The organism is Streptomyces sp. NPDC056948 (assembly GCF_042674225.1).
Lineage (GTDB): Bacteria > Actinomycetota > Actinomycetes > Streptomycetales > Streptomycetaceae > Streptomyces > Streptomyces purpurascens.
Window position 1 is genome coordinate 1 of sequence record NZ_JBHUQX010000101.1, and the last position, 23,965, is coordinate 23,965.

Sequence of the window (23,965 nt, forward strand, 5' to 3'; positions counted from 1 at the left end):
GAACCGACCTTGCCGGAAGCTCAGTTGACGTTGATCGCCACGCCGCCCTTCGTCACCGGGGCGTACTTGGCGGTGAAGAAGGCGTTGCTGAAGCAGAGCGACGAACCGGAGACCTTCGTGAACTGCTGGTTGGTGAAGGAGATGCTGTGGTCGGCGTTGCTCGCCGTGCCGGTCAGGCTCGGTGCCTGGTAGACGCAGGTGATGCTGCCCAGCAGGGTGCGCAGCTTGACCGTGGACTGGATGGCGGAGCTCGCGCCCGGGGTCACGGAGACGGTGCCGTCGGAGGACACGCTGGCGGTGTAGGGCAGGTTGTCGACGGTGATGCCGCTGACGCCGAGCGAACCGACGACGTTGGTGGTACAGCCGCTGGTGTCGAAGGTGTGCGAGGCGAGGGACTCGGTGGCGGTGCCCGGGGCGGCCGGGTTGGCGGTGACCTTGGCGGAGAACGCCGAGGAGGTGCACGAGATGCCGCTGGTGCCGGTCGCGCTGGAGTAGAAGGTGGCGGCGGTGCGGCTCGCCAGGGACGCGTCGAGGACGTCGCCGACCGCGACGGCCGCGCCGTCGGTCGTGGTCAGGACCGGGGTGTCGGCCGCCGAGGCGGGGGCGGCGAGGCCCAGGGCGGCGACGGCGGCGGTGAGGGCGAGCAGGGTGCGTGTACGCATGCGGGTGTACCTCTTTCGGAAGCGGGGGTGAGGGGGACGCGCTGCGGCGTCCGCCGTTGCCGGTCCGTCACGCCTTCTCCGTACGTGACGGACCGGCAGCGGCAGTCCGGTCACCGGCCGGAGGCACGCACGAGGACGCGGCTCCGGCCGGGCCGGGCGGGGGGTGGCTGATGGCGCGGATCCAGGGGGAGCGGCCGTGCCGTGAAGGGTGACTCGGGCGATGGAAAGCCCGTGCGGACGCACCGGGCGGCGAGATGCCCGTCCGGGACGGGCGGTCCGGGGCGCGCGGACGGTGCCGCGCGGCGGATCCGGCGCCACGGATCCGGTGAGACGAGGAGAGTTGTAGACCTACCGGTCAGTCAACGTCAAGGCTTTCCAAGGGAGTTGTGCGTGCGTTGAGAGTTTCCGAACAGCGGTGACTCACATGCGGCGCACATTCAACACTCTTTGTTCACACTTCCCTTGACCGCTCATGTAACCCCCGGTAACTTCCGAGTCGGCTACTGCGACGTAACGAGAAAGCCCTTGCGACCGCCGGGAGTTGCGGGGAGACGTACGTACGCGGTCGGTGTCCGCGCCAGGGCAACGTGCCACCGAAGTCCGATCCGCACCGACACGCACCTGGAGCAGACATGACCTCCTCCGCCGAGCACACCCCCGAAAGACCGGACGGTCCCGCCGCCACGGACGTCGGTGACGTTCCCGCGCGCCGCGGGCGGGTCCGGGCACGCCGGGCCGCGGTGATGGCGGTGCCGGCCACCCTGGTCGCCGCGGGCCTCGCGGTCCTCACCGCCGAGGGGGCGCTGGGCGTGCAGTTCGCCATCTCCGGCATGCCCTTCACGGTCACCGCCACCGAGCTGAAGGGCAACGGCTTCGCCCAGTTCGGCGGTCTGGACGAGATGGCCGAGGGCAGCCCCAACGCGGGTGAAACCGGCGGTCAGGTCCTGGTCGTCACCTCCGTGATCAAGGACGCGACGCTCACCAAGCTGTGCCAGAGCGTGGACCTGGGCGGCACGAACCTGATCATCAGGGCGGGCGAGGGTGCGAAGAAGGTCCGGGCCACCGACCTGACCACCGACTCCACCCAGCTCTCGGGCGACGCGGCCTTCACCAACATCGAGATCGGCAACGACGCCAGCAAGCTCAACAAGGCCGGGGAGCTGGGCCGCGGGCCGATCGGCGTGTTCAGCCAGCAGTCCGACACCGTGCGCATCGCCAACCTGCGGCAGACCAACTACGCCACGACGGCCGGTGTGTTCAAGCTGCCGGGGCTGAAGCTGGGCTTCAGCGAGTCGGGCTGCTGATGCCCGGCGGCTCACGCGGGAACGTCCGGCCCGCCTTCCGCAGGTGGCGGGCGGGCCGTCCCTTCTGGGGCGGGCTGCTGCTCACCCTGGGCGGGGCGGAGGTCCTGCTCACCCTGAAGGCGTCCCTGGACGTCATCCTGCACGTCGGTATGCAGGGTCTGGCCGGCTATCTGTTTCCGGCCGTGATGCTGCTGTGCGGCGTACTGATCCTCTTCAACCCCTCCCAGCGCCTGTTCTACTCGGTCATCGGGGTGCTGGTCTCCCTGGCGACCTGGATGACCTCGAACCTGGGCGGCTTCTTCGTGGGCATGCTCCTGGGCGTCGTCGGTAGCTGCCTCACCTTCGGCTGGCTCCCCGACCAGGAGCCGCGCATCAGCCGGCGGCAGCGCAGGAAGGCAGCCAAGGCAGCGCGGGCCGTGGCGCGGCCCTTGGAGCGGGAGGCCGGCCAGACCGTCTGAATCAGGCCCAGCAATCCTCTTCAGGCCAGTGATTCTCCACCCCCTGGCGTCGCCCGGTCGGGGCCACTTGGCTGGACGTGTCGCGCTCTCGCCCACGAGGCGTGCGCGCGGCGTACGAACAGCCGTCAGCCCAGGGAGAGTCCGATGGATCAGACGCACCCGATTGTGATCGACCCGACCGGCCGCGACATCCACGGCGAGGCGACCCGGATCCGCGAGCGCGGACCCGTCACCCCCGTCGAACTCCCCCACGGTGTCCCGGCCTGGGCGGTCAGCGACACCTCGCTTCTGAAACGGCTGCTCACCGACCCACGGGTGTCGAAGGACCCGCGCCGGCACTGGCAGCGCTGGATCGACGGCGAGGTCTCACCGGACTGGCCGCTGTTCACCTGGGTCGCGGTACAGAACATGTTCACGGCCTACGGCACCGACCACAAACGGCTGCGCACCCTTGTCTCCAAGGCGTTCACCGGCCGCCGCACCAACGCGCTGCGGCCACGGATCGAGGAGATCACCGCGGCGCTGCTCGACCGGGTCGCGAAGGCCGGGGCCGGCGGCGGCGCGGACGGCCACGCGGTCGATCTGCGGGAGGAGTTCTGCTACCCGCTGCCCATCCAGGTCATCGGCGAACTCCTGGGGCTGCCCGAGGAGTTGGGGGACGAGCTACGGATCGTGGTGGACGGCGTCTTCCACACCTCGGCCGACGCGGCCGAGGTCGCCGACATCTACGCGCGGTTCTACGCCGTCCTCGGTGAACTCGTCGCCGCGAAACGGGCGGCACCCGGCGACGACCTCACCTCCGCGCTGATCGCGGCCCACGAGGAGGAGAGCGGTACGCGGCTCAGCGAGCAGGAACTGCTCGACACGCTGATGCTGATGATCAGCGCCGGTCACGAGACGACGGTCAACCTGCTCGACAACGCCGTCCACGCGCTGCTCACCCACCCCGACCAGCTCGCGCACGTCCGCGACGGGCGCGCCTCCTGGGACGATGTGATCGAGGAGACCCTGCGCGCCGAGGCACCGGTGGCCAGCCTGCCGCTGCGGTACGCCGTCGAGGATCTGCCCCTCGGTGAACTGGGCGGCCCGGACGGCGCGGTGATCCGCAAGGGCGAGGCGATCCTCGCCGCGTACGCCGCCGCCGGACGCGACCCGGAGCACCACGGCCCGGACGCCGCCGTCTTCGACGTCACCCGCGCCGCGAAGGACCATCTGGCCTTCGGGTACGGCGTCCACCACTGCCTGGGCGCCCCGCTCGGCCGGCTGGAGGCGCGCGTGGCCCTGCCGGCCCTGTTCGAGCGGTTCCCCGGCCTCACGCCGGCCGTACCGGCCGAGGAGCTGCGGCCGGTGGACTCGTTCATCTCCCACGGCCATCGGACGCTGCCGGTTCTGACGGGCTGACGGGCGCCGCGGAGGGCGCCGGATCCCGGAGGTCAGGCTCTCCGGAGGCCGGTCCCCCGGCGCCCTCCTCCTTCAGCGCCTTCGCCTCACTCTTGAGGATCCGCATCGAGCGGCCGAGTGAACGCGCCGTGTCCGGCAGTTTCTTCGAGCCGAACAGGACGATCACGACGATCGCCACGATCAGCAGATGCCAGGGCTCCAGTCCGTTGCGCAGCACGTCATGCCCTCCCTCTCTTCAACAGTTGCTACATTGCGCAACTGTACAACCCCCGGGTGAGAGGCAAGCAGACGCCGATGACGGTCAGCAGTACGCGCAGGACAGAGCCACCGCGGCACCGGGCCGCGCCCCGGGACCAGAGGCGGCGGCGCGGTCGCCGCCGCGCCCCACGCGTCGCCCTCCTGGTCTGCCTGGCCCTGCTCGTGCTCGCCGCGGGCGGTGCCGGCTGGCTGTATCTGAAGCTGGACGGCAACATCAGCACCTTCGACTCCGGCGGCCTCTCCGACAACCGCCCCGCGGCCGGCTCGTCGAAGGGCGAGAACATCCTGGTCATCGGCTCCGACACCCGCACGGGCGGCAACAGCGCGCTGGGCGGCGGCGACAAGGACGACGTGGGCCGCTCCGACACCGCGTTCCTGCTGCACGTCTACGCCGACCACCGGCACGCCCTCGCCGTCTCCATCCCGCGCGACACCCTGGTCACCGTCCCGTCCTGCAGACTGTCCGACGGCAGTTGGACGAAGGCGCAGCCGGACACGATGTTCAATGCCGCGTACTCGGTCGGCCAGACCGCCAAGGGCAACCCCGCCTGCACCCAGAACACGGTCGAACAGCTCACCGGGCTGCGGGTCGACCACACCGTCGTCGTCGACTTCAAGGGCTTCGCACGGCTGACGGAGGTGGTGGGCGGAGTGCGGGTGTGCCTGCCGCAGGACGTGCACGAGAACGACCTCGACCCGCACCTCACCGCCCCCGGCAAGCTGCTGTTCCACAAGGGCGAGCAGACCGTGTCGGGACAGCGGGCACTGGACTACGTCCGGATCCGGCACGGCATCGGCGACGGCAGCGACATAGGCCGGATCAAGCGGCAGCAGGCGTTCGTGGCCAGTCTGCTGAAGGAGGTGAAGAGCAAGGGCCTCACCCCGACGCGGCTGTTGCCACTGGCCGACGCCGCCACCGAGTCGCTGACCGTCGACCCCGGCCTCGGCTCCGCCGACAAGCTGATCTCGTTCGCGATGTCCCTGAAGGACATCGACCTGCACAACACGAAGTTCGTCACCCTGCCCTGGCGCTACGAGGGTTCCCGGGTGGCGATCGTGCAGCCGGACGCCGACGCCCTGTGGGCCGCGCTCAAGGCCGACCGCACGATCGACGGCAAGGACGCCGGCGGAAAGCAGACCGGAGCGTCGGGTTCTCACTCCCCTGACGCCTCTCCCTCCGCCTCCGCACCCCCCGCGTCGGTCTCCGGTGACGGCGTCGAAGTCGCCGTCTACAACGGCACCGCCGTCCCCGGTCTGGCCGCCCGCGCCGCCGAGGCCCTCACCGCGGACGGCTTCACCGTCACGGGTACGGCGACGGCGTCCGCCCAGGACCACACGACCACCCTGGTCGAGTACGGCCCGGGCCTCGAGGACCGGGCCCGGACCGTCGCGGCGGCCTTCCCCGGCGCCGAGCTCCGATCCGTGACCGGCAGCGGGATCAGTGTCGTACTGGGGCAGTCCTACGCCGACAGCCCGTCAGCGACCGCGTCTCCGGCTCCGACCTCCGTACCGTCCGAGGTCGCCGACGGGGCCCGTTCGGCGGACGACAACCCCTGCTCGAACCTCACCTACGGCTGACGCCGCCGGTGCCTGGCCCTGGCCGCCGTCAGGGCCAGGGCGTACAGACCGAGCACCACGGCGGGCAGCAGGTAGTACGCGGCGGGCAGGGCCGTCATGCCGAGGGCGCCGCCGAGGGGGCTCGGCGGCAGCAGCAGACCGACGGCGGCGAGGCCGGCCGCCGCCACGCCGACCGGGCCCGGCACCCGGCTCCCCCCGACGCGCCGGCCGGTGCGCAGGAGCAGCATCACCAGGGCCTGCGTGAGCAGGTTCTCGGTGAACCAGGCGGAGTGGAACACGGCCTCGTCGTCCACGGCGTCGGGGCCGTCGAGCGCGAGGGCGAGGACGGCGAAGGTGGCGAGGTCGGCGAGCGCGTTGAGCAGGCCGAAGCCGGTGACGAACCGGAGGAAGGAGCGCGGCCGCAGCACGGCCGGGCCGCGCAGCGCCGCCGCGCCGGGACGGTCGTGGGCGAAGGCGAGCTGGGCCGCGTCGAAGCACAGGTTCTGCGCGAGCACCTGGGCCGGGAGCATCGGCAGGAAGGGCAGGAGCAGTCCCGCGGCGAGCATGGCGACGACGTTGCCCAGGTTGGAGGAGAGCGTGACGCGCAGATACGAGGCGATGTTGCCGCTCGCGTGCCGGCCGGCCGTGACCGCGTGACCGATCGCCGTGAGGTCCTTCTCGGCGAGGACGACGTCGGCGCTCTCCCGGGCCACGCCGACGGCGGAGCGGGGCGCGAGACCGACGTCGGCGGCGCGCAGCGCGGCCACGTCGTTCACCCCGTCGCCGAGGAACCCGACGGTGTGCCCGGCGGCGCGCAGGGCGGCGACGATGCGGGCCTTGTCCTGAGGGGTGCAGCGGGCGACCACGGTCGCCGCGTCGACGGCCTCGGCGTCTTCCAGTTGTGCGGCGGTCCGTACCCGCCCCGGGTCCAGGCCCAGTTCCCGGCAGGCCCGGGCCGCCGTGGCCGGGTGGTCGCCGGTGAGGACCTTGACGGTGATGCCGCGGTCGGCCAGGCCGCGCAGTGCCTCGGCGGCGGTCGGGGCGAGGGTGTCCCGGAAGGTCACCAGGCCCCGGAAGGCCAAGCCCCGGGGGTCGGTCGGCGGGCTCGCGGCGGCGGGGCGGTCGGCGGTGGCGAGGGCCAGCACCCGCAGCCCGGTGTCCGCCTCCCGGGCGGCGAGGGCGAGCACCCGGTCGCGCTCTTCGGGTTCGGTCGCGCAGCGCTCCAGTACGGCCTCGACGGCACCGGTGACGACGACCGTGTGCCGTCCGAGGGAGCCGCGTACCACCGCCGTCGAGATCCGCCGTGCCGGGTCGAACGGCACGGCGTCCACCCCGTCGTACTCCTCGCCCACCGGCCCGGCCGCCTCCAGCAGGGCTTCGTCGAGGGCGTCGGGGGCGGGCAGTTCGGCGAGCTGGAGGGTCCACCAGGCGCCGACGGCGGCCCAGTGCAGCACCTCCGGGTCGTCCCGGCCGGCCGGGTCGAGGGACCGTTCGACGACCGGCCGGTCCTGGGTGAGCGTGCCGGTCTTGTCGACGCACAGCACATCGACCGCGCCCAGGTCGTGCAACGCGGGCAGCCGTTTCACGATGACGCCGTGCGTGCGGGCCAGGAGGGCGGCGCCCCGGGCCAGACAGGTGGTGACGATCACCGGCAGCATCTCGGGCGTCAGACCGACGGCGACCGCGACGGCGAAGGGCAGTGTCTCCAGGCCGCGTCCGCGCAGCGCCGCGTTGGCCATCAGCACCAGGGGCGGGGTCAGCAGCATGAACCGGATCAGCACCCAGGAGATCCCGTGCACGGACCGGTCGAAGGCCCCGCCCTCCCGGCGCGCGGCGGGCTGCCGGTGAGCGGCGGCGAACCGGGTCCCGGTGCCGGTGGCGACCACGACGGCGGTGGCGGTGCCCGAGGCGACGGTGCTGCCCTGGAAGCACAGGAGGGACTCGCCCGTCCCGTCCGCCGCCCTCTTGTCCACCGGCGCCGACTCCCCGGTCACGACGCCCTGGTGCACCGTGAGCCCCCGCGCCCGCAGCAGACGCAGATCCGCCGGGATCAGGTCTCCCGGGCCGAGGCGGATCACATCGCCGGGGACCAGTTCGGCGACCGGGACCTCCCGGGACTCCGGCGGCTCCCGGCCGTCGGTGCGGCGGAGCACCGTGGCCGTGCCGGCGACCAGGTCGCGCAGGGCGGACATGGACCGGTCGGCTCGGTGCTCCCCGGTCGCGCGCAGCACGCAGCTCACCGCGACCAGGGCGAGGACGACCACCCCGGTGCCCCAGGACGCGACGGCGACGGAGACCAGGCCGAGGCAGAGCAGGACGGCGGTGAACGGGTCGCGCAGGGCGTGCGCGCAGCGGCGGGGCCGGCCCGGCGTGCGTGCCTCCGGCGGCGTGTTCTCGCCGCACGCGGCGAGCCGGGCCGCGGCCTCCGCGTCGGTCAGGCCCCGCGGCCCCGACTCCAGCCGCCGCAGCACCTCCAGGGTGGTGCCCCCGGCGGTCTCAGAGGCCATGGAGCCGGCGGCGCGCCGGTGCGGCGCGGTCGGTGAGCCGGCCCACCAGGAGCCGTACGACGTCGACGATGTCCGGGTCGTCGACGTAGTAGACCTGCCGGCGGCCCTCGCGGCGGGAGCGGACGAGGCCGGCCAGCTTGAGCTTGGTGAGGTGCTGGCTGACCGCGGGCAGCGCGCCGCCGACCCGCTCCGCGAGCCCGGTCACATCGCTCTCGCCCTGGGCCAGCGCCCAGACGATGTGCAGCCGCGCGGGCGAGGCCAGCAGCCCGAAGGCCGCGGCCGCCTGGGCGAGCACGTCGGCGGACGGGTCCTCGAAGCCACTGCCGGCTGCCGCCACCGTCGCCGCCCCTTTCGTCGTCTGCGTCGTCCCGTGAGCCGCACCAGTTTAGGCGGCCCGCGGCACCCGCCTCGGAAAGCCGTTTCTTCCCTCGCGGGGCCAGGAGTGATGGAATCGCCCATCGGTCCAACTGTGGCCGGTGACAGGCGAGTTGCGTACAGGGAGGCCCGGATGCCGGAGCACCGTATCGACACCGAGAGCGCGCACTCCGCGCGGATCTACGACTACATCCTCGGCGGCGACGACAACTACCCCGCGGACCGGGAGGCGGGCGACGCCATGTGCCGTGAGTGGCCCGCCCTACCGGTCCACATGCGGGCCAACCGCGACTTCATGCACCGCGCCGTGCGGCATCTCGCAGCCGAGGCGGGGATACGCCAGTTCCTCGACATCGGCACCGGCATCCCGACCTCGCCCAACCTGCACGAGATCGCCCAGGCGGCGGCCCCGGACGCACGGGTCGTCTACGTCGACAACGACCCGCTCGTCCTCTCCCTCTCCCAGGGCCTGCTGTCCGGCACGCCCGAGGGCAGGACGGCGTACGTCGAGGCGGACATGCGCGACCCGGCGGCCATCCTCGGCGCCCCCGGCTTCCGGGAGACCCTCGACCTGTCGGAGCCGGTCGCGCTGACCGTCATCGCGATCGTGCACTTCATGCTGGACGAGCACGACGCCGTCGGCATCGTCCGCCGGCTCCTCGACCCGCTGCCGTCGGGGAGCTGCCTCGCGATGTCCGTCGGCACCGCCGACTTCGCCCCCGACGAGGTCGGCCGGGTGGCCCGGGAGTACGCCGCGCGCGGCATGCCGATGCGGCTGCGCACCCTGCCCGAGGCGGCGGAGTTCTTCGAGGGTCTCGACCTGGTGGAGCCCGGCATCGCGCAGGTCCACAAGTGGCGCCCGAACCGCACGGACGGTACGGAAAACGACGGTGTCAAGAACGGTGTCGAGATCCGGGACGAGGACATCGCGATGTACGGGGCGGTGGCGCGCAAGCCGTAGCCGGAAAAAGGGACCCTGACCTCGCCGTTCGGCCCGTCGGACGGATCATCACGATGCGGCAGCATCAACTCACGGCTTGTGGCCGCTCACTTGACGACCAGTGGTCACACACGGTTGGCTCCGGGCCAGAGAGAGTCATCGGGTCGTGCACGTTCACGGCCCCGCTGTGCTCTCACCCTGCTCTTGCTCGGCCGCACAGCGAGGTCCACCCCCCATGAACACTCCGCCCCCGCAGCCCACCGCCGTGAGACCCTCCCGATTCGTGGCCCTGGCCTCCGCCGCGTGTCTGCTGCTGTCCGGCTGCTCCGTCCTCGGCGCGGCCGACGACGGAGCGGACACGGCAGACCGGTCCGGCGGCGGGATGAAGGTCGCCCTCGTCACCCACGGCGGCAAGGGCGACGCCTTCTGGGACCTGGTGCGCAGAGGCGCCCAGGCGGCGGCCGCCAAGGACGGCATCGACCTGACGTACGCCGGCGACTCCGACCCGGCCGCGCAGGCCACGCTGGTGCGGGACGCGGTCCGCGACAAGGTCGACGGCATCGCCGTGACGCTGGCCAAGCCGGCGGCGATGCGAGGCCCGGTCGCCCAGGCCAAGGCGGCCGGCATCCCCGTCGTCGGGCTCAACTCCGGCATCGACGCCTGGCGGCCGACGGGACTCCTGGAGTACTTCGGCCAGGACGAGTCCGTCGCCGGCCGGGCCGTCGGCGACAAGCTGGACGAGGTCAAGGCCAAGCACGCCCTGTGCGTGGTGCACGAGCGGGGCAACGTGGCGCTGGAGGCCCGCTGTGCCGGCGTGAAGAAGACGTTCCGCGGCGACACCGACAACCTGTACGTGGACGGCACCGACCTGAACGCGGTGACCGCCACGATCGCGTCCCGGCTGCGGCAGGACACGAGCATCGACGAGGTCGTCACCAACGGCGCCCAGTTCGCGGTCAGCGCGGTCAAGGCCGTCGAGCAGGCCGGCAGCAGAGCCGAGGTGGCCACCTTCGACCTCAACAAGGACCTCGTCAAGGCGGTCCAGGACGGCGATGTGCAGTTCGCCGTGGACCAGCAGCCGTATCTGCAGGGCTACCTCGCCGTGGACGCCCTGTGGCTGTACCGCACCAACGGCAACATCAGCGGCGGCGGGACGGCTCCGGTGCTCACCGGTCCCGCGTTCGTGACCAGGTCGAACGTGTCCGCTGTGGCACGGTTCGCCGCCGCCGGGACCCGGTGACCGGACACTTCCTGTGACGGTGTCGCCAAAGATTCGGTCAGGCCCGGTTCGCACGCCCACTTGTACGGATAACATCCTGCGCATCCCATGTGCCACGCCCGGCACGCCCCCACTCCCGCGCCCGTCCCCCACCCTCCCCGACCGTTCCGCTTCCCCGTTCCTCGCTCCCCGCTGATCGCCCTAGGACGACGATGTCTCGACGGACAGGTGCCCGGCGCCGTCTCGGTTCCATACGCCTCTCCCTGTGGCTGCTGGCCCTGGTGCCCAGCGTCACCCTCGCCGCCATGTGGGGTGTGACGACGATCCAGATGTTCTCGGAGGGCCTGCGGCTGCGGGACCAGACGGAGCTGAGCCGGTCGACCGGCGCCATGGGCACCGACGCGACGCTCGCGCTGCAGCGGGAACGCAGCCTGTCGGCCGCCTGGCTGGCCTCGCCGCACGGTTCCCGGACCGCCCTCGACGCGCAGCGCGAGGACACCGACAAGGCCGTCGCGAAGCTGGTCGGGCAGGCGGACGCGATCGAGAAGGCGCCCTCCCGCGTCTCCGACCGGCTGTACTCGGTGCTGGGCTCGGTGGGCAGCCTGGAGTACTACCGGGACCAGGTGGACGACCCCACCGACATCACCCCCCAGCAGGCGCTGGACCAGTACTCCTCGATCATCGACGACCAGATCCACGCCTTCCAGGAGCTCTCCCAGGTCGACGACGGCGACCTCACCTCGCAGGCCGGCCCGCTGGTCGCGCTGGAGCACGCGGCGGAGTTGGTCTCCCGGGAGGACGCGCAGCTGACCCTGGCCTGGCCGTCCGGGCATCTGGACGACAAGGCGTGGGTGCAGTACGCGGAACTCGTGAACACCCGGCGCTGGCTGGTCCAGGACCAGGTGGTGCCCCAGCTCACCGGCGAAGCCAAGGCACAGACCGAGCGGATCCTGGCGAGCCCGGAGTGGCGGACGCTGGAGTCGATCGAGGACCAGGTGCTGGCGGCCCGGAACTCCGGCACCGACGCGGACCGGATCGCCCTGCCGGACACGCAGAAGCGGTGGAACGCCGCCATGGACAAGCTGTCCGCGCACTACGCGAGTCTCATCGAGCGGCAGACGACGGGACTGCTGGAGCGCAGCGCCGACAAGGCCGACGGGACGCTGATCAAGGCGGCGTCGCTGAGCGCCGGCGGGCTGCTCGCGCTGCTGCTGTGCGTCGGCATGTCCTGGCGGATCACCCGCTCGCTGTCCCGGCGGCTGCGCGGTCTGCGCCTGGCCACGCTCAGCCTGGCGAAGGAGCGGCTGCCGGACGTGGTGGCGCGGCTGGAGCGGGGCGAGACGGTCGACCCGGAGTCGGCGACGACCCGGCTGGACTACGGGCACGACGAACTCGGCCAGGTGGCCCAGGCGTTCAACACCGCCCAGCGCACGGCCGTGCACACCGCGGTCGAACTCGCCGACACCCGGCGCGGCTTCCAGAAGATCATCCTGGGCATCGCCCGGCAGAGCCAGAACCTGGTCAACCTCCAGCTCAGCAAGCTGGACGCGCTGGAGCGCGAGCACAGCGACCCCGACATCCTCAAGGGCCTGTACGAACTGGACTCCACGGCCAGCCAGTTGCGCCGCTACGAGGAGAACCTCGTCATCGTCAGCGGCGAACGGCCGGGCCGTAGCTGGACCGAGCCGGTCGCGCTGATGGACATCCTGCGCAGCGCGGTCGGCGAGGTCGCCGAGTACCAGCGGGTGGAGGTGCACACCGAGGAGGAGGTGTACGTCGCCCCGCCCGCGGTCGCCGACGTCATCCATCTGCTGGCCGAGCTCATCGACAACGCGACCGCGTACTCCCCCGCCCCGAGCCCCGTCACGGTGCGGGCCGGGATGGTGGCCAAGGGGCTCGCCGTCGAGGTCGAGGACCGCGGCCTCGGTATGTCGGAGGAGGACTACGCGTCCTTCAACGAACAGCTCGCGGTGCCCCCGCAGTTCGACGTGGTCGCGCTCGCCGACGACCTGCGCCTCGGCATGTTCGTGATAGCCCAGCTTGCCCACCGGCACGGCATCGCCGTCACCCTGCGCCTGTCGCCGTACGGCGGGACCACGGCGATCGTGCTGATACCGCACGACATCGTGGTCCGGGAGATCCCGGCCACCGGCACATCCGACGCCCGGAACATGAAGACCCTGAACGGCACGCACAGCCTGACGGCTCTCGGCGGCCCTCGGGGCACGGGCGCCCCGGCCGCGAGCAGGCCTAAGCACGGCGAAGGCCCGGAGGATGGGCAGGGCTCGGTGGACGGGCAAGGCTTGGACGACGAACGCGGCGCTGCCGACGGGCGGAGCTCGGTGGACGGACGGGGCTCGGACGACGGAGGGGACTCGGGCGACGGGCAGAGCTCGGAGGCCGGGCGAAGCTCGGTGGGCGAGCGAAGCTCGGGCGACGGGGAGAACTCGGTGGACGGGCATGGCTCGGGTCACGGGCAGCGCTCCGGCGACGGGCGAAGCTCGACGGACGGGCGAGGCTCGGGCCACGGGCAGAACTCCGGAGACGGGCAACGCACGGGCGACGGGCGAAGCTCGACGGACGGGCAACGCTCGGGCGACGGGCAACGCTCGGGCGGTGGCCGGCAGAAGTCGGTGGGTGCCGGGCGGGCCGAGGTGGCCGAGAGGGCCACCGGTGCCAGCGGCAGCGCCGGCAGCGCCGGTTCCGCTCGCGAGTCGCGGTCGCTCGCCGCGGCCCGGTCGGTACCCGCCGGTGCCTCCACCCCGCGCGGGGGCGGTCTCGCCCCGCTGCCCCGTCGTGTGCCGCAGACCAGCCTGGTCGAGGAACTGCGCGAAGAGACCGCGCCCGACGGCGACGACGCCTCCCTCGACGACTTCACCGCGGAAGCCGCCGCCTCCTCCCTGGCCGGCTTCCAGCGCGGCACGCTCCGGGCCCGTGACGAGGACCCGGCCGCACCACCCCGGCAGGCCGCCGCCGACTCCGTCCCCTCGACTCCGCCCGCCGACCGCTGACGAAGGACACCGCAATGACACGCCCCATCCCCGCCACGCACACCCAGCTCGACCAGCTGCTGACCGGACTCGTGGAGCGGGTCGCCGACGTGAACCAGGCCGTGGTGCTCTCCGAGGACGGCCTGGTGGTCAGCAGGTCCACCGGGTTCCTGCGCGACGACGCCGAGCGGCTCGCGGCGACCGCGTCCGGTCTGATGAGCCTGAGCAAGGGCGTCAGCATGGACTTCCGGGGCGGTCCGGTGCGCCAGGCGCTCATCGAGATGGCCAACAGCTATCTGATCCTGACCTCCGCCGGCCCCGGCGCCCATCTGGTCGTGCTGACCGGCCCGGGCGCGGACGTCGGTGTGGTGGCGTACCAGATGAACATGCTGGTGAAGAAGATCGGCGAGCACCTCAGCGCGGCACCGCGGGGCATGGCCGGACCCGTCGTCGACCCAGGCGTGTGAGGTGGGCGAAGGCGATTCGGCGGGCCGGCTCGTACGACCGTTCGCCCTGACCGGTGGCCGGACCCGGCCCAGCCGTGCCGACTTCACGCTCATCGCGACGGTGACCGCGGTCGATCCGCCGCCGGCCACCGCGGCCCGGTGCCAGCCCGAGCACACCCGGATCCTCCGGCTCTGTGCCGAGCCGGTCGCCGTGGCGGAGCTGGCCGCCCGGCTCGACCTGTCGGTGAGCGTGGTCGTCATTCTGCTCTGCGACCTGCTGGAGGCGGGCCGGATCACCGTCCGCCCGCCGCGCCTCGTTTCCCGTACCACTCCGGACCTGGACCTGCTGCAGAAAGTGAGGGACGGCCTTGGCCGGCTCTGACCCCGTCACAGACGCGTCCTCGGCACCCGACACGGTCAAGATCCTCATCGCCGGCGGCTTCGGCGTGGGCAAGACCACCATGGTCGGGTCGGTCAGCGAGATCGCCCCGCTGCGCACCGAGGAACCCCTGACCATCGCCGGTCTGGACATCGACGACCTCGACGGCATCGAGGAGAAGCGGGCCACCACCGTGGCCCTGGACTTCGGCAGAATCACCATCAGCCGGGAACTGGTGCTGTACCTGTTCGGCACGCCGGGGCAGCAGCGGTTCTGGTTCATGTGGAACGACCTGGCGCTCGGCGCGCTCGGCGCCGTGGTCCTGGTCGACGTCCGCAGACCCGAGTCCAGCTTCGCCGCGATCGACTTCTTCGAACGCCGGGAGATCCCGTTCGTCGTCGGGGTCAACGGCTTCCACGGCAAGCACCCTTATCCGCCGGAGGACATCCGGGAGGCGCTCGCGGTGCCCGAGCATGTGCAGGTGCTGCTCTGCGACGCGCGGGACCGGGAGTCGTGCCGCGACGTGCTGATCGCCCTGATCGACCAGTTGATCGCGTCGGCGGTCCAGGCTTAGGGCCGGTGTCTAGGGCTCGTGGGAAGGCGGGACGATCCGGGCCGTGAGGTCCGGGTCGGCCATCTCCGGGTCGAAGGGGAACATCGGCCGGTGGACGCGGTGGTGACCGAGACGCGTGAGCTCCTGGTCGACGCCGCCCGGTGTGAGGGCCATCTTCCAGTCGGCGGCCATGGCGAAGAGCTCGGGCTCCAGGTAGCCGATCTTGACGATGACCACGTCGGCGCTGCGCGGGTCCAGGTCCAGGTTCGTGAAGTCGTGTTCGTGGTGGTACGGCTTGCGCAGCCGGGTGAGGATCACGCGCACGCTCCCGACCCGCAGCACGACCTCCGTCTCGGCGTCCCGGTCGCCGTGCCGGACGGCGTGCACCACGCCGGTCAGGGTGAGCGGCCCGGCGTGCCGGTCGTCGACGCCGGCACCGGCGGTGACGGTGACCGTCGCGCCGACTCCCGCCCGCACGGCCGTGTCCACGGCGTCCGGGCCCGGCAGGGACGCGTAGAGGACGGACGGACCGGACGGGTCCTTGAACTCGGGTCGGGCCAGCACCTGTTCGAGGCCCCACGTGACATCGCCGGCGCCGCCCGCCGTGGGGTTGTCGCCGGTGTCGCTGACGAAGTACGGGCGCGACGCGGAGGCCAGGGCGGCGTCGAGGCACGCGTCGAGGGTGCCCGTGGGGGCCACGAAGGCGAAGTCGTGCCGGGCCGCCCAGAAGCCGTGGGCGAGGCGCTCCGCGCCCGTGCCGACGGCGTCCGGATCGGGGCCGGTGACCACGACCGCGGCCCGGTTGCGCGGTTCGTCCGCCCACGCGTAGCCGACCCAGACCGCGGCGTCCGTCACCCCGTCGGCCGCCGCGACCTCCGCCACGGCCGCGTACAGGCTCCTGGCCGGTTCGATCCGGGTCGAGGTCTGCTCCCCGGCCAGCAGCACCGGCACCGGCACCCACGCCTTGACCGGCCGAGGCGCCCGGCTCACGAGGTGCTCGACGAGGTTGCGGGCGGCGCGTTCCTTGGTCTCCATGGCGTCCTCGTGCGGGGCCATGCGGTAGCAGGTGATCAGGTCGGTGCGGTGGACGAGGTCGCGGGAGACATTGCCGTGCAGGTCCATGGAGGTGGACACGATGACGTCCGGTCCTGTCACCTCGCGGATCCGGGCCAGGAGCACCGCCTCGGCGTCGTCCAGTCCCTCGACCGTCATGGCGCCGTGGATGTCGAACCACAGGCCGTCGAGCGGGCCCAACCCCCTTAGCCGGTCGAGGAGTTCCCCGGACAGCTCGGCGAAGGCCGCCGCCGTCACCGTGCCGCCGGGCAGGGCCTTGCCGACGAGGGCGCCGCGCCAGTCGGCGGCGTCCCGGAGCGGCTGTCCCGGGGCGAGGAACGGATAGCGCGTCAGGACGTCGGCGCCGCGCTGCGGGTGGAAGGCCGGGGCCTCGGTGCGGGCCGGGGAGAAGGTCGACGACTCGATACCGAGTCCGGCGATCGCGATCACGGGGCGGGACGGTACGGACATGGCTCCTCCGGGATGTCAGGGGTGACGGATGCCGGTGGCTCAGGGGCGCGAGACGCGGTGGCTCAGGGGTGCGGGGTGCCGGTGGCCGTGTGCAGGGCGTGGGCCAGGGCCCGCTGGAGGGCGAACTGGCCCGCGCCGACGAGCCCGGCGTCGGCGCCGAGGCTGGCCCGTTCGATCACCAGGTGCTCGGTCACCAGCGGGTGGCAGCCCTCGTAGAGCTGACTGCGCACGGCGGCCACGAAGGGCTCCAACGTGGAGAGGATGCCGCCGAGGTACACGGCGTCGGGGTTGAAGAAGTTGACGTTGGCGGCCAGCACCATGCCGAGGTAGCGCCCGGCCTGCCGGACCGCGCGGGTCGCCTCGGGGTCGGCGTCGGAGGCGAGGCGTACGACGTCCTCGGTGGAGGCCACGTCGAGGCCGCGGGCGCGCAGGATGCGCACCAGGGCCGCGCCGGAGGCGACGGTCTCCAGGCAGCCGGTGTTGCCGCAGGAGCAGGGGATGTCGTGGCCGGCCTCGACGCGGACGTGGGTGATCTCGCCGGCGGCGCCGGAACCGCCCCGGTAGAGCCGGCCGTCGGCCATGACGCCCGCGCCGATCGCCGTACCGGTCTTCACCATGATCGACTGGCGGCGCTCGGGCGGCTGCACGGTGTGTTCGCCGACGGCCATGCAGTTGGCGTCGTTCTCGATGGCCGCCGGGACACCGAAGTGCTCCTCCAGCCAGGCGCGGACCGGGAAGCGGTTCCAGCCGGGCATCCGGGACGGGAGCGTGACGACGCCGGTGGCGACGTCGACCGGTCCGGGCAGCGACAGGCCGACGCCCCGGAGCAGGTGCCGGCCGTGCTGCTCGGCGAGCGCGAGGAGGGTCTCGGCCAGCCCGGGCAGGGCGGCCTCGGGGCCGTGGTCCGTCGGGAACGGCACGGTGGAGACGTCGGTGAGTCCGCCGCCGGGCAGGACGACGCCCACATGGGCGTGGCGGCCGCCGAGTTCGGCCGCCACCGCGAACCCGTCGCTGCCGCCCAGCCGCAGCACCTTGCGCGGACGCCCGCCGGTGGAGGACACCGTGCCTTCCTCGGCGACCAGTCCGTGGGACATGAGCTGGCTCACCGTGAACGACACCGTCGAGGGCGCGGCACCGAGCAGTTGCGCCAGCTCGGTGCGGGTCGACGCCTGCCCGGAGGCGAGGAGTTCCAGGACACGTCCGCTCAACGGAGCACTTTTTTCAGGCATGGATGCGTTACTTCCGTCAGCGGCCGGCCGGAGCAGTGAGCGTAGGCCAGAAAGACCCTCTCGCGGCTTTTTCCAGAACAGCAGAAACAGACTTTTTACCCATGCACGTCTGTTTCTTCGAACACAGCAGGCGTTCACTGGCTCCACCCCCCCCGACCCCGGCTTCTGTCCCCGAGGAGAGCCATGTCCCCTGCTCGCACGAGACTGCTCACCGGTGCCGCCCTCGGCGCGGGCACGCTGCTGCTCGCGGGCTGCTCCGGGACGAGCGGCACGTCGTCCGCGTCGTCCCGCGACTCGATCGACTACGCGCTGCCCGCGAACTTCACGCCGAACTGGATCCTGCCGATCGGGACGGCGGCCCATCTGAACACCAACAACATCTCCATCGCGAACACCCTGTGGGAGCCGCTCATCGCCTACGACGGCTCGACCGGCAAGATCGCCTGGAACAAGAAGGGATCCGTCGCCACCGCGGCCGACTTCGCCCCGGACGACAAGAGCGTGCGGATCACGCTGGGCGACCGGCACTGGAGCGACGGCAAGCCCATCACCTCCCGCGACGTGAAGTTCTGGTTCGACCTCATCAAGGCCAACAAGAAGGAGTGGGCGGGCTACAACCCGGGCCAGGCGCCCGACAACTGGACGTCCTTCAAGGCGACCGACGACCGCCACTTCACGATCACCTTCGACAAGGCCTACAACCCGCAGTGGATGCTCGCCAACGAGCTGAACTCCATCACGCCGCTCCCCCAGCACGTCTGGGGCAAGGGCGGCGACCCGAAGCAGGTGTGGACCGCCCTCAACAACGCCGCGAAGAACATCGGCGACTACGCGACGAACCCGCTGTGGAAGACCATCAGCGGCCCCTACGCGGTGAAGTCCTTCTCCACGGCCGGCAAGGTCGTCCTCACCGCCAACAAGAAGTACGACGGCGGCGAGAAGGCGAACATCCCGACCGTCAACCTGCTGCCGTTCACCACCGCGGACGCCGAGAAGAACGCGCTGCGCTCCGGCACCGTCGACTACGGCTACATCGAGGCGGGCGACCTCGACCAGAAGGAGAGCTTCACCGCACGGGGCTACGAGGTGAAGCCGTGGTCGGGCTGGGCGATCACCTACATGCCGTACAACTTCAACAACCCCCGGATGGGCGCGGTGTTCAAGCAGCCGTACGCCCGGCAGGCCGTCCAGCGCTCCATCGACCAGGCGAGCCTCGCGAAAGTCATCTTCAACGGCACCGCGGTGGCCGGCTACGGACCCGTCCCGCAGGGACAGGCCTCCGACTTCGTCTCACCCGCGCAGAAGAGCAACCCGTACCCGTACTCGACGGATGCCGCACGCGCCCTGCTCACCGAGCACGGCTGGAGCGAGCAGGGCGGCGTGATGACGTGCACCGAACCCGCGAAGTGCGGTGCGGGTGTCGCCAAGGGGACGAAGTTCGAGATGCGGGTGCTGTCGCAGTCCGGCTCGACGGTGACGGACAACATGATGAGCGCGATCCAGTCCTCCCTCGCGAAGACCGGCATCACGTTCTCCATCAAGACGGCCCCGGTCAACTCGGTGCTGTCGCAGACCCCGCAGTGCAAGGCGAACCAGCCCGTCTGCTCGTGGCAGCTGTCCTTCTTCGGTACGGCGGGAAGCTGGTACTTCCCGGCGTTCCCGACCGGCGACTCGCTGTTCCAGACCGGCGGCGGCTCGAACTTCGGCAGCTACTCCAACCCGGAGGTGGACAAGCTCATCTCCGCGTCCACGACGTCGAGTTCGAACCAGGCGATCCAGAAGTACAGTGAGGCCCTCGCCAAGGATCTTCCGGTGATCTGGCTGCCGGAGCCCGTCTACCAGATCTCGGTCGTCAGGAAGGGCCTCGGCGGCTTCTCCCAGGACTCCCTCGCCAACTTCCACCCCGCCCAGTGGAAGTGGACCGACTGAGCCATGGACACCGTCTGGTACCTGACCCGGCGGGTCCTCCAGGCCCTCGTCGTCATCCTCCTCGTCACGGTCGTGGTGTTCTGCCTGCTGCACGCGCTGCCCGGGGGTCCCGCACGCGGGATCCTCGGCCCGCAGGCGACGGCCCAGCAGATCGCCGCGTTCAATCAAGAGCAGGGGCTGGACCGGCCTCTGCCCGTGCAGTACGTCCACTACCTCGGCACCCTGCTGCACGGCGACCTCGGCACGTCGTACACGCTCAACGAGGCGGTGTCCCGGCTCATCACCCAGCGTCTGCCGAAGACACTCGTCCTGACCGTGCTGTCCGCGGTGGTGGGACTGTTGCTGGCGGTGCCGCTGGGCATGTGGCAGGCGGTGCGGCGCAACAAGCCGGTGGACTACGTCGTCACCACGCTGAGCTTCGTCGCGTACTCCACGCCCGTGTACTTCCTGGGGCTGCTGCTGATCCTGCTGTTCACACAGACGCTGAACTGGTTCCCCTCCCAGGCGCCGCAGGGGGACACGCTGGGGCAGGTGTTCGCGGATCCGGTGGGGCTCGTGTTGCCGGTGGTGACGGGGGCGGCGTCGATGGTGGCGGTGTTCAGCCGGTACATGCGGGCTTCGACGCTGGAGAACCTCTCCGAGGACTATGTCCGCACGGCCCGGGCGGGTGGGGCCGGGCAGTACGCGATTCTCTTCCGGCATGTGTTCCGGAATTCGCTGACACCGGTGATCGCGATGCTCGGGTATTACGTGCCGGTGTTGTTCGGGGGTGCGCTGGTGGTTGAGCAGCTCTTCAACTACCCGGGGATGGGGCTGCTGTTCTGGAGTGCGGCGCAGTCTTCTGATTACCCGGTGTTGCTCGGGTGTGTGCTGGTCATTTCTGTCGCGACGGTGGTGGGGACCTTGCTGGCGGATGTGGTGCAGCGGGTTGTGGATCCTCGGGTGAAGGAGGGGCGGGTGTGAGTCGTCGTGTTTTTGCCGCGGGCCGGTGGGGGTTGCTCGGGCCCCGCGGCGGAGCCGCAAATGGAAACAGCCCCGCGCCCCTGAAAGCCGCGCGCTTCGCGCGCAACAAGCTCGCCATGGCCGGGCTTGCGGTCCTGGTTCTCTTCCTTCTGTTCTGTTTCGTCGGGCCGTTGGTGTACTCCACCGATCAGACTCATACGGATCTCTCCCAGGTGAACCTCGCGCCCGGCTCAGCCCATTGGCTCGGTACCGACGCCGTCGGGCACGATCAGCTCGGGCGGCTCATGTACGGCGGGAAGATCTCGTTGCTGGTGGGGCTTGCCGCCGGGCTGCTGGCGACCGTCATCGGGACGCTCTGGGGAGCCGTCGCGGGGTACGCGTGCGGCTGGGTGGATGCCGTGATGATGCGGGTCGTGGACGCGGGGATCGCGATTCCCGCGCTGTTCATCCTGCTCGTGGTGTCCGCCATCACCGATCCGGGGCCGCTCGGTCTTGTCGTGATTCTCGGGGTCGTGTCGTGGCTGGTGCCCTCGCGGCTGGTGCGGGCGGAGACACTGACGCTGAAGAGCCGGGATTACGTGCTGACCCTGCGCGCCATCGGCGGGACGCACGGGCGGGCGATCGGCCGGCACATCCTGCCCAACTCGGTGTCCACGATCGTGGTCGCGGCGACGTTCCAGATCGCCGACGCGATCCTGCTCGTGGCGTATGTGTCCTATCTCGGCCTGGGTGTCCAGCCGCCGGCGACGGACTGGGGCGGCATGCTGTCGGCCGGTCTGACGGCGGCGTACTCCGGGCGCTGGTGGCTGATCGTTCCGCCGGGCCTCGCGATCATTCTCGTCGTGTGCGCGTTCAACGCGATCGGCGACGGGCTGCGCGACGCCTTCGACGTGAAGGGGCGTGCGTGAGCATCCTGGAGATCGAGAAGCTGGGCGTGACCTTCACGACCGGCACCGGTGAGGTGCCCGCCGTGCGGGACGTGTCGCTGCGGGTCCGGCCCGGGGAGACGCTGGCGCTGGTCGGCGAGTCGGGGTCGGGGAAGTCGACGGTGGCGCTGGCCGCGCTGGGACTGCTGCCGGGCAGTGCCCGGGTCTCCGGGAGCGTCACGGTCGACGGTGCCGAGGTCGTCGGCACGCCCGAGGCCGAACTGGCCCGGATGCGCGGCCGTACGGCCTCGATGGTGTTCCAGGAGCCCGCGACGGCACTGGACCCGCTGACCCGGGTCGGCGCGCAGATCACCGAGGTCCTGCGCAACCACCGGAGGGTGTCGCGTGCCGAGGCCGCCCGGGAGGCGGTGGAGCTGCTGCGCCGGGTGGGCATTCCGGAGCCGGAGCGGCGGGCCTCGGCGTTCCCGTTCCAGTTGTCGGGCGGGCAGCGGCAGCGGGTCGTCATCGCCATGGCGATCGCCAACTCGCCGGGGCTGCTGGTCGCGGACGAGCCGACCACGGCCCTCGATGTCACCGTGCAGGCCGGGATCCTGGACCTGCTGCGGGGTCTCGCGGCCGACTCGGGCACGGGGGTGCTGCTCGTGACGCACAACATGGGCGTGGTCGCGGACTTCGCCGACCGGGTGGCCGTGATGCTGCGGGGCGAGATCGTGGAGACCGGGACGGTGGAGGAGGTGCTGCTGCGGCCGCGGCACGAGTACACCCGGGGACTGCTGGCGGCGGTGCCGCGACTGGCGGTGGGCGAGCCGAAGGCAGGGCCACCGCCTCCGGAGCGTCCCTCGCAGGACGCGGTGGTCGAACTCCGGGACGTCTCCGTGCGGTTCGGGCGGGGGCCGCGTGCCGTGCAGGCTCTCGAGGACGTGTCCCTCACCGTCCGTCCCGGTGAGACGGTCGGCCTGGTCGGCGAGTCCGGGTCCGGCAAGTCGACGGCGGCGCGGGTCGCGCTGGGGCTGGTCCGGCCGTCGTCCGGGACTGTGTCGCTGTTCGGCGGCGATCTGCGCCGGGTGCGGGGGCGGCGCCGTCGTTCGCTGCTGTCCGGGGTGGGTGTGGTGCTCCAGGACCCTGTGGCGTCGCTGGACGCGCGGATGAGTGTCGCGGAGTGCGTGGCCGAGCCGCTGCGGGTGCACCGGCGTGGGATGCCGGCGGCCGAGCGGCGGGCGCGGGTCGCCGAGGTGCTCGAACTGGTGCGGTTGCCGGCGGAGTTGGCGGGCCGGGGGCCGCGTGAGCTGTCCGGGGGTCAGCGGCAGCGGGTGAGTCTGGCGCGGGCGCTGGTGCTGCAGCCGCGGCTGCTGGTCGCGGACGAGCCGACCAGTGCGCTGGATGTGAGCGTGCAGCGGACGGTGCTGGAGGTGATCGCCGAGTCGCAGCGCGAGCTCGGGTTCGCCTGTCTGTTCGTGTCGCACGATCTGGCCGTGGTGCAGGAGTTCGCCCGGCGGGTGGTGGTGATGCGGGCGGGGTGCGTGGTGGAACAAGGGCCCACCCTGTCCACCCTGTCGCACCCGGAGACGGAGTACACACGGCGGCTCATCGCCGCCGTGCCGGTGCCGGATCCGGTGCTGCAACGGCGGCGCCGGGCGGCGGCCCTCGGGACGGGGGCCACGGCGTGACCGGCGCTGTCGAGGTCGTCGCCGGTGTCGACATCGGCGGGACGACCACCCAGGTGGTGCTGTGCGCGGCGGATCTCGGAGTCGTGGACCGCGTGGCCGTGCCCACACCGGCGGCCGAGGGCGGCAGCGCGATGACGGGCGCGGCGCTGGACGCCGTACGGCTGCTCCTCGGCCGTACTCCGGCGCGGCTGCTCGGCGTCGGGGTCGGCGCGGCGGGCGTGGTGGACGCCCGGGCCGGCCGGATCCTCGTGGCCAGCGATTCCTTCCGCGACTGGGCCGGTTTCCCGGTGACGGCGACGGTCCAGGAGGGGCTGGGCGTACCCGCCTACCTGGACAACGACGTGAACGCGTTCCTGCGCGGCGAGGTCGTGGGGGGCGCCGCGGCGGGTGAGCCGCATGTCCTCGGCATGACGCTCGGCACCGGGGTCGGCGGAGCGCTGTGGCTGGACGGCCGGCTGCACGACGGCCCGAACGGAGCGGCAGGCGAGATCGGCCACGTCCCCGGCTTCGGCGACCTGCGCTGCACATGCGGGGGCCACGGCCACTTGGAGACCTTGGCATCGGGGCGTGCGATCGCGGCCAGGTATGCCGAGCGAGTGGCGGGATCAGAGGTCGAGGGCGTCAGCCAGGCCGGGCCACCCGAACGGGCCGAGGAACCCGGCCGGGGACAGCTTCCCGGCCGGGGCCGGGAGGCCGGCCAGGGCCGCGAAACCGACC

The 23,965-nt window shown here is 71.8% G+C and carries 21 protein-coding genes; 15 read left to right on the forward strand and 6 right to left on the reverse strand.

Going from position 1 to position 23,965, the window contains the following annotated elements; all coding sequences use genetic code 11:
• Positions 1 to 20: 20 nt before the first annotated feature.
• The gene (locus ACFTZL_RS15465) at positions 21 to 662 is read right to left on the reverse strand and encodes a Tat pathway signal sequence domain protein (RefSeq protein ID WP_382581923.1); all 642 of its coding nucleotides are present in this window, start codon (positions 660 to 662) and stop codon (positions 21 to 23) included.
• 632 nt (positions 663 to 1,294) lie between these two features.
• Here ACFTZL_RS15465 and ACFTZL_RS15470 point away from each other — a divergent pair.
• From ACFTZL_RS15470 to ACFTZL_RS15480, 3 genes are all read left to right on the forward strand, one after another.
• Positions 1,295 to 1,966 (forward strand): DUF6230 family protein, encoded by a 672-nt coding sequence (locus tag ACFTZL_RS15470; RefSeq protein WP_382581925.1) that lies wholly within the window; start codon positions 1,295 to 1,297, stop codon positions 1,964 to 1,966.
• Positions 1,966 to 2,424, forward strand: coding sequence for a DUF6114 domain-containing protein (locus ACFTZL_RS15475; RefSeq protein WP_382581928.1), 459 nt, complete (start codon positions 1,966 to 1,968; stop codon positions 2,422 to 2,424). The genes ACFTZL_RS15470 and ACFTZL_RS15475 overlap by 1 nt, the downstream gene beginning before the upstream one ends.
• Positions 2,425 to 2,568: 144 nt before the next feature.
• A complete protein-coding gene (locus tag ACFTZL_RS15480) occupies positions 2,569 to 3,825 on the forward strand; it encodes a cytochrome P450 (RefSeq protein WP_382581930.1) in 1,257 nt (418 codons plus the stop codon).
• Here ACFTZL_RS15480 and tatA read toward each other — a convergent pair.
• Positions 3,782 to 4,042, reverse strand: coding sequence for a Sec-independent protein translocase subunit TatA (tatA, locus tag ACFTZL_RS15485; protein WP_382581932.1), 261 nt, complete (start codon positions 4,040 to 4,042; stop codon positions 3,782 to 3,784). The genes ACFTZL_RS15480 and tatA overlap by 44 nt on opposite strands.
• A 77-nt stretch (positions 4,043 to 4,119) precedes the next feature.
• Between tatA and ACFTZL_RS15490 the strand changes: the two genes are divergently transcribed.
• The gene (locus ACFTZL_RS15490) at positions 4,120 to 5,661 is read left to right on the forward strand and encodes an LCP family protein (protein ID WP_382581935.1); all 1,542 of its coding nucleotides are present in this window, start codon (positions 4,120 to 4,122) and stop codon (positions 5,659 to 5,661) included.
• Here the strand turns inward: ACFTZL_RS15490 and mgtA are convergent.
• Positions 5,652 to 8,147, reverse strand: coding sequence for a magnesium-translocating P-type ATPase (mgtA, locus tag ACFTZL_RS15495; RefSeq protein ID WP_382581939.1), 2,496 nt, complete (start codon positions 8,145 to 8,147; stop codon positions 5,652 to 5,654). The two genes, ACFTZL_RS15490 and mgtA, sit on opposite strands and share 10 nt — an antisense overlap.
• Complete coding sequence (locus ACFTZL_RS15500) at positions 8,137 to 8,484, reverse strand: metalloregulator ArsR/SmtB family transcription factor (protein ID WP_189721913.1); 348 nt, start codon at positions 8,482 to 8,484, stop codon at positions 8,137 to 8,139. The genes mgtA and ACFTZL_RS15500 overlap by 11 nt, the downstream gene beginning before the upstream one ends.
• Before the next feature lie 171 nt (positions 8,485 to 8,655).
• Here ACFTZL_RS15500 and ACFTZL_RS15505 point away from each other — a divergent pair, with 171 nt between their 5' ends.
• The 6 genes from ACFTZL_RS15505 to ACFTZL_RS15530 all read left to right on the forward strand — a co-directional run bounded on the left by ACFTZL_RS15505 (position 8,656) and on the right by ACFTZL_RS15530 (position 15,070).
• Entirely contained in the window at positions 8,656 to 9,483 is an 828-nt protein-coding gene (locus ACFTZL_RS15505; protein WP_382581942.1) for an SAM-dependent methyltransferase, read from the forward strand.
• Positions 9,484 to 9,697: 214 nt separating this feature from the next.
• Positions 9,698 to 10,702, forward strand: a complete 1,005-nt coding sequence (locus ACFTZL_RS15510; RefSeq protein WP_382581945.1) for a substrate-binding domain-containing protein — start codon at positions 9,698 to 9,700, stop codon at positions 10,700 to 10,702.
• A 191-nt stretch (positions 10,703 to 10,893) separates the two neighbouring features.
• Positions 10,894 to 13,692: a nitrate- and nitrite sensing domain-containing protein gene (locus tag ACFTZL_RS15515; protein ID WP_382581948.1), complete on the forward strand. Its 2,799-nt coding sequence runs from the start codon at positions 10,894 to 10,896 to the stop codon at positions 13,690 to 13,692.
• A gap of 14 nt (positions 13,693 to 13,706) precedes the next feature.
• Positions 13,707 to 14,138 carry a roadblock/LC7 domain-containing protein gene (locus tag ACFTZL_RS15520; RefSeq protein WP_382581951.1) on the forward strand — a complete coding sequence of 144 codons (432 nt, stop codon included), beginning with the start codon at positions 13,707 to 13,709 and terminating at the stop codon, positions 14,136 to 14,138.
• Between the two features lies 1 nt (position 14,139).
• Entirely contained in the window at positions 14,140 to 14,499 is a 360-nt protein-coding gene (locus ACFTZL_RS15525; protein ID WP_382581953.1) for a DUF742 domain-containing protein, read from the forward strand.
• Complete coding sequence (locus tag ACFTZL_RS15530; protein WP_382581955.1) at positions 14,486 to 15,070, forward strand: ATP/GTP-binding protein; 585 nt, start codon at positions 14,486 to 14,488, stop codon at positions 15,068 to 15,070. The genes ACFTZL_RS15525 and ACFTZL_RS15530 overlap by 14 nt, the downstream gene beginning before the upstream one ends.
• A gap of 9 nt (positions 15,071 to 15,079) precedes the next feature.
• On the opposite strand, the gene ACFTZL_RS15535 is transcribed toward ACFTZL_RS15530, so the two are convergent.
• Positions 15,080 to 16,573, reverse strand: a complete 1,494-nt coding sequence (locus ACFTZL_RS15535; protein ID WP_382581958.1) for a M81 family metallopeptidase — start codon at positions 16,571 to 16,573, stop codon at positions 15,080 to 15,082.
• 62 nt (positions 16,574 to 16,635) lie between these two features.
• Entirely contained in the window at positions 16,636 to 17,802 is a 1,167-nt protein-coding gene (locus tag ACFTZL_RS15540; protein WP_382581961.1) for an ROK family protein, read from the reverse strand.
• A gap of 183 nt (positions 17,803 to 17,985) precedes the next feature.
• On the opposite strand from ACFTZL_RS15540, the gene ACFTZL_RS15545 reads away from it, so the two are divergent.
• The 5 genes from ACFTZL_RS15545 to ACFTZL_RS15565 form a co-directional block, all read left to right on the forward strand.
• On the forward strand, positions 17,986 to 19,731 hold the full coding sequence (locus ACFTZL_RS15545; protein WP_382581964.1) for a peptide ABC transporter substrate-binding protein: 1,746 nt from the start codon (positions 17,986 to 17,988) through the stop codon (positions 19,729 to 19,731).
• A 3-nt stretch (positions 19,732 to 19,734) separates the two neighbouring features.
• Positions 19,735 to 20,694 (forward strand): ABC transporter permease, encoded by a 960-nt coding sequence (locus tag ACFTZL_RS15550; RefSeq protein ID WP_382581967.1) that lies wholly within the window; start codon positions 19,735 to 19,737, stop codon positions 20,692 to 20,694.
• A gap of 32 nt (positions 20,695 to 20,726) precedes the next feature.
• Positions 20,727 to 21,602: an ABC transporter permease gene (locus ACFTZL_RS15555; RefSeq protein ID WP_382581976.1), complete on the forward strand. Its 876-nt coding sequence runs from the start codon at positions 20,727 to 20,729 to the stop codon at positions 21,600 to 21,602.
• The gene (locus ACFTZL_RS15560) at positions 21,599 to 23,248 is read left to right on the forward strand and encodes a dipeptide ABC transporter ATP-binding protein (RefSeq protein ID WP_382581970.1); all 1,650 of its coding nucleotides are present in this window, start codon (positions 21,599 to 21,601) and stop codon (positions 23,246 to 23,248) included. Before ACFTZL_RS15555 ends, ACFTZL_RS15560 begins: the two co-directional genes overlap by 4 nt.
• Positions 23,245 to 23,965: ROK family protein (locus ACFTZL_RS15565; protein ID WP_382581973.1), on the forward strand; the 721-nt coding region annotated here is incomplete at its 3' end. The genes ACFTZL_RS15560 and ACFTZL_RS15565, both read left to right, overlap by 4 nt.

Coding starts and splice junctions, on each gene's coding strand:
- ACFTZL_RS15505 (WP_382581942.1), top strand. CDS start 8,656: ATGCCGGAGCACCGTATCGACACCGAGAGCGCGCACTCCGCGCGGATC.
- ACFTZL_RS15465 (WP_382581923.1), bottom strand. CDS start 662: ATGCGTACACGCACCCTGCTCGCCCTCACCGCCGCCGTCGCCGCCCTG.
- ACFTZL_RS15545 (WP_382581964.1), top strand. CDS start 17,986: ATGTCCCCTGCTCGCACGAGACTGCTCACCGGTGCCGCCCTCGGCGCG.
- ACFTZL_RS15515 (WP_382581948.1), top strand. CDS start 10,894: ATGTCTCGACGGACAGGTGCCCGGCGCCGTCTCGGTTCCATACGCCTC.
- ACFTZL_RS15550 (WP_382581967.1), top strand. CDS start 19,735: ATGGACACCGTCTGGTACCTGACCCGGCGGGTCCTCCAGGCCCTCGTC.
- ACFTZL_RS15510 (WP_382581945.1), top strand. CDS start 9,698: ATGAACACTCCGCCCCCGCAGCCCACCGCCGTGAGACCCTCCCGATTC.
- mgtA (WP_382581939.1), bottom strand. CDS start 8,147: ATGGCCTCTGAGACCGCCGGGGGCACCACCCTGGAGGTGCTGCGGCGG.
- ACFTZL_RS15490 (WP_382581935.1), top strand. CDS start 4,120: ATGACGGTCAGCAGTACGCGCAGGACAGAGCCACCGCGGCACCGGGCC.
- ACFTZL_RS15470 (WP_382581925.1), top strand. CDS start 1,295: ATGACCTCCTCCGCCGAGCACACCCCCGAAAGACCGGACGGTCCCGCC.
- ACFTZL_RS15475 (WP_382581928.1), top strand. CDS start 1,966: ATGCCCGGCGGCTCACGCGGGAACGTCCGGCCCGCCTTCCGCAGGTGG.
- ACFTZL_RS15480 (WP_382581930.1), top strand. CDS start 2,569: ATGGATCAGACGCACCCGATTGTGATCGACCCGACCGGCCGCGACATC.
- ACFTZL_RS15540 (WP_382581961.1), bottom strand. CDS start 17,802: ATGCCTGAAAAAAGTGCTCCGTTGAGCGGACGTGTCCTGGAACTCCTC.
- ACFTZL_RS15535 (WP_382581958.1), bottom strand. CDS start 16,573: ATGTCCGTACCGTCCCGCCCCGTGATCGCGATCGCCGGACTCGGTATC.
- ACFTZL_RS15520 (WP_382581951.1), top strand. CDS start 13,707: ATGACACGCCCCATCCCCGCCACGCACACCCAGCTCGACCAGCTGCTG.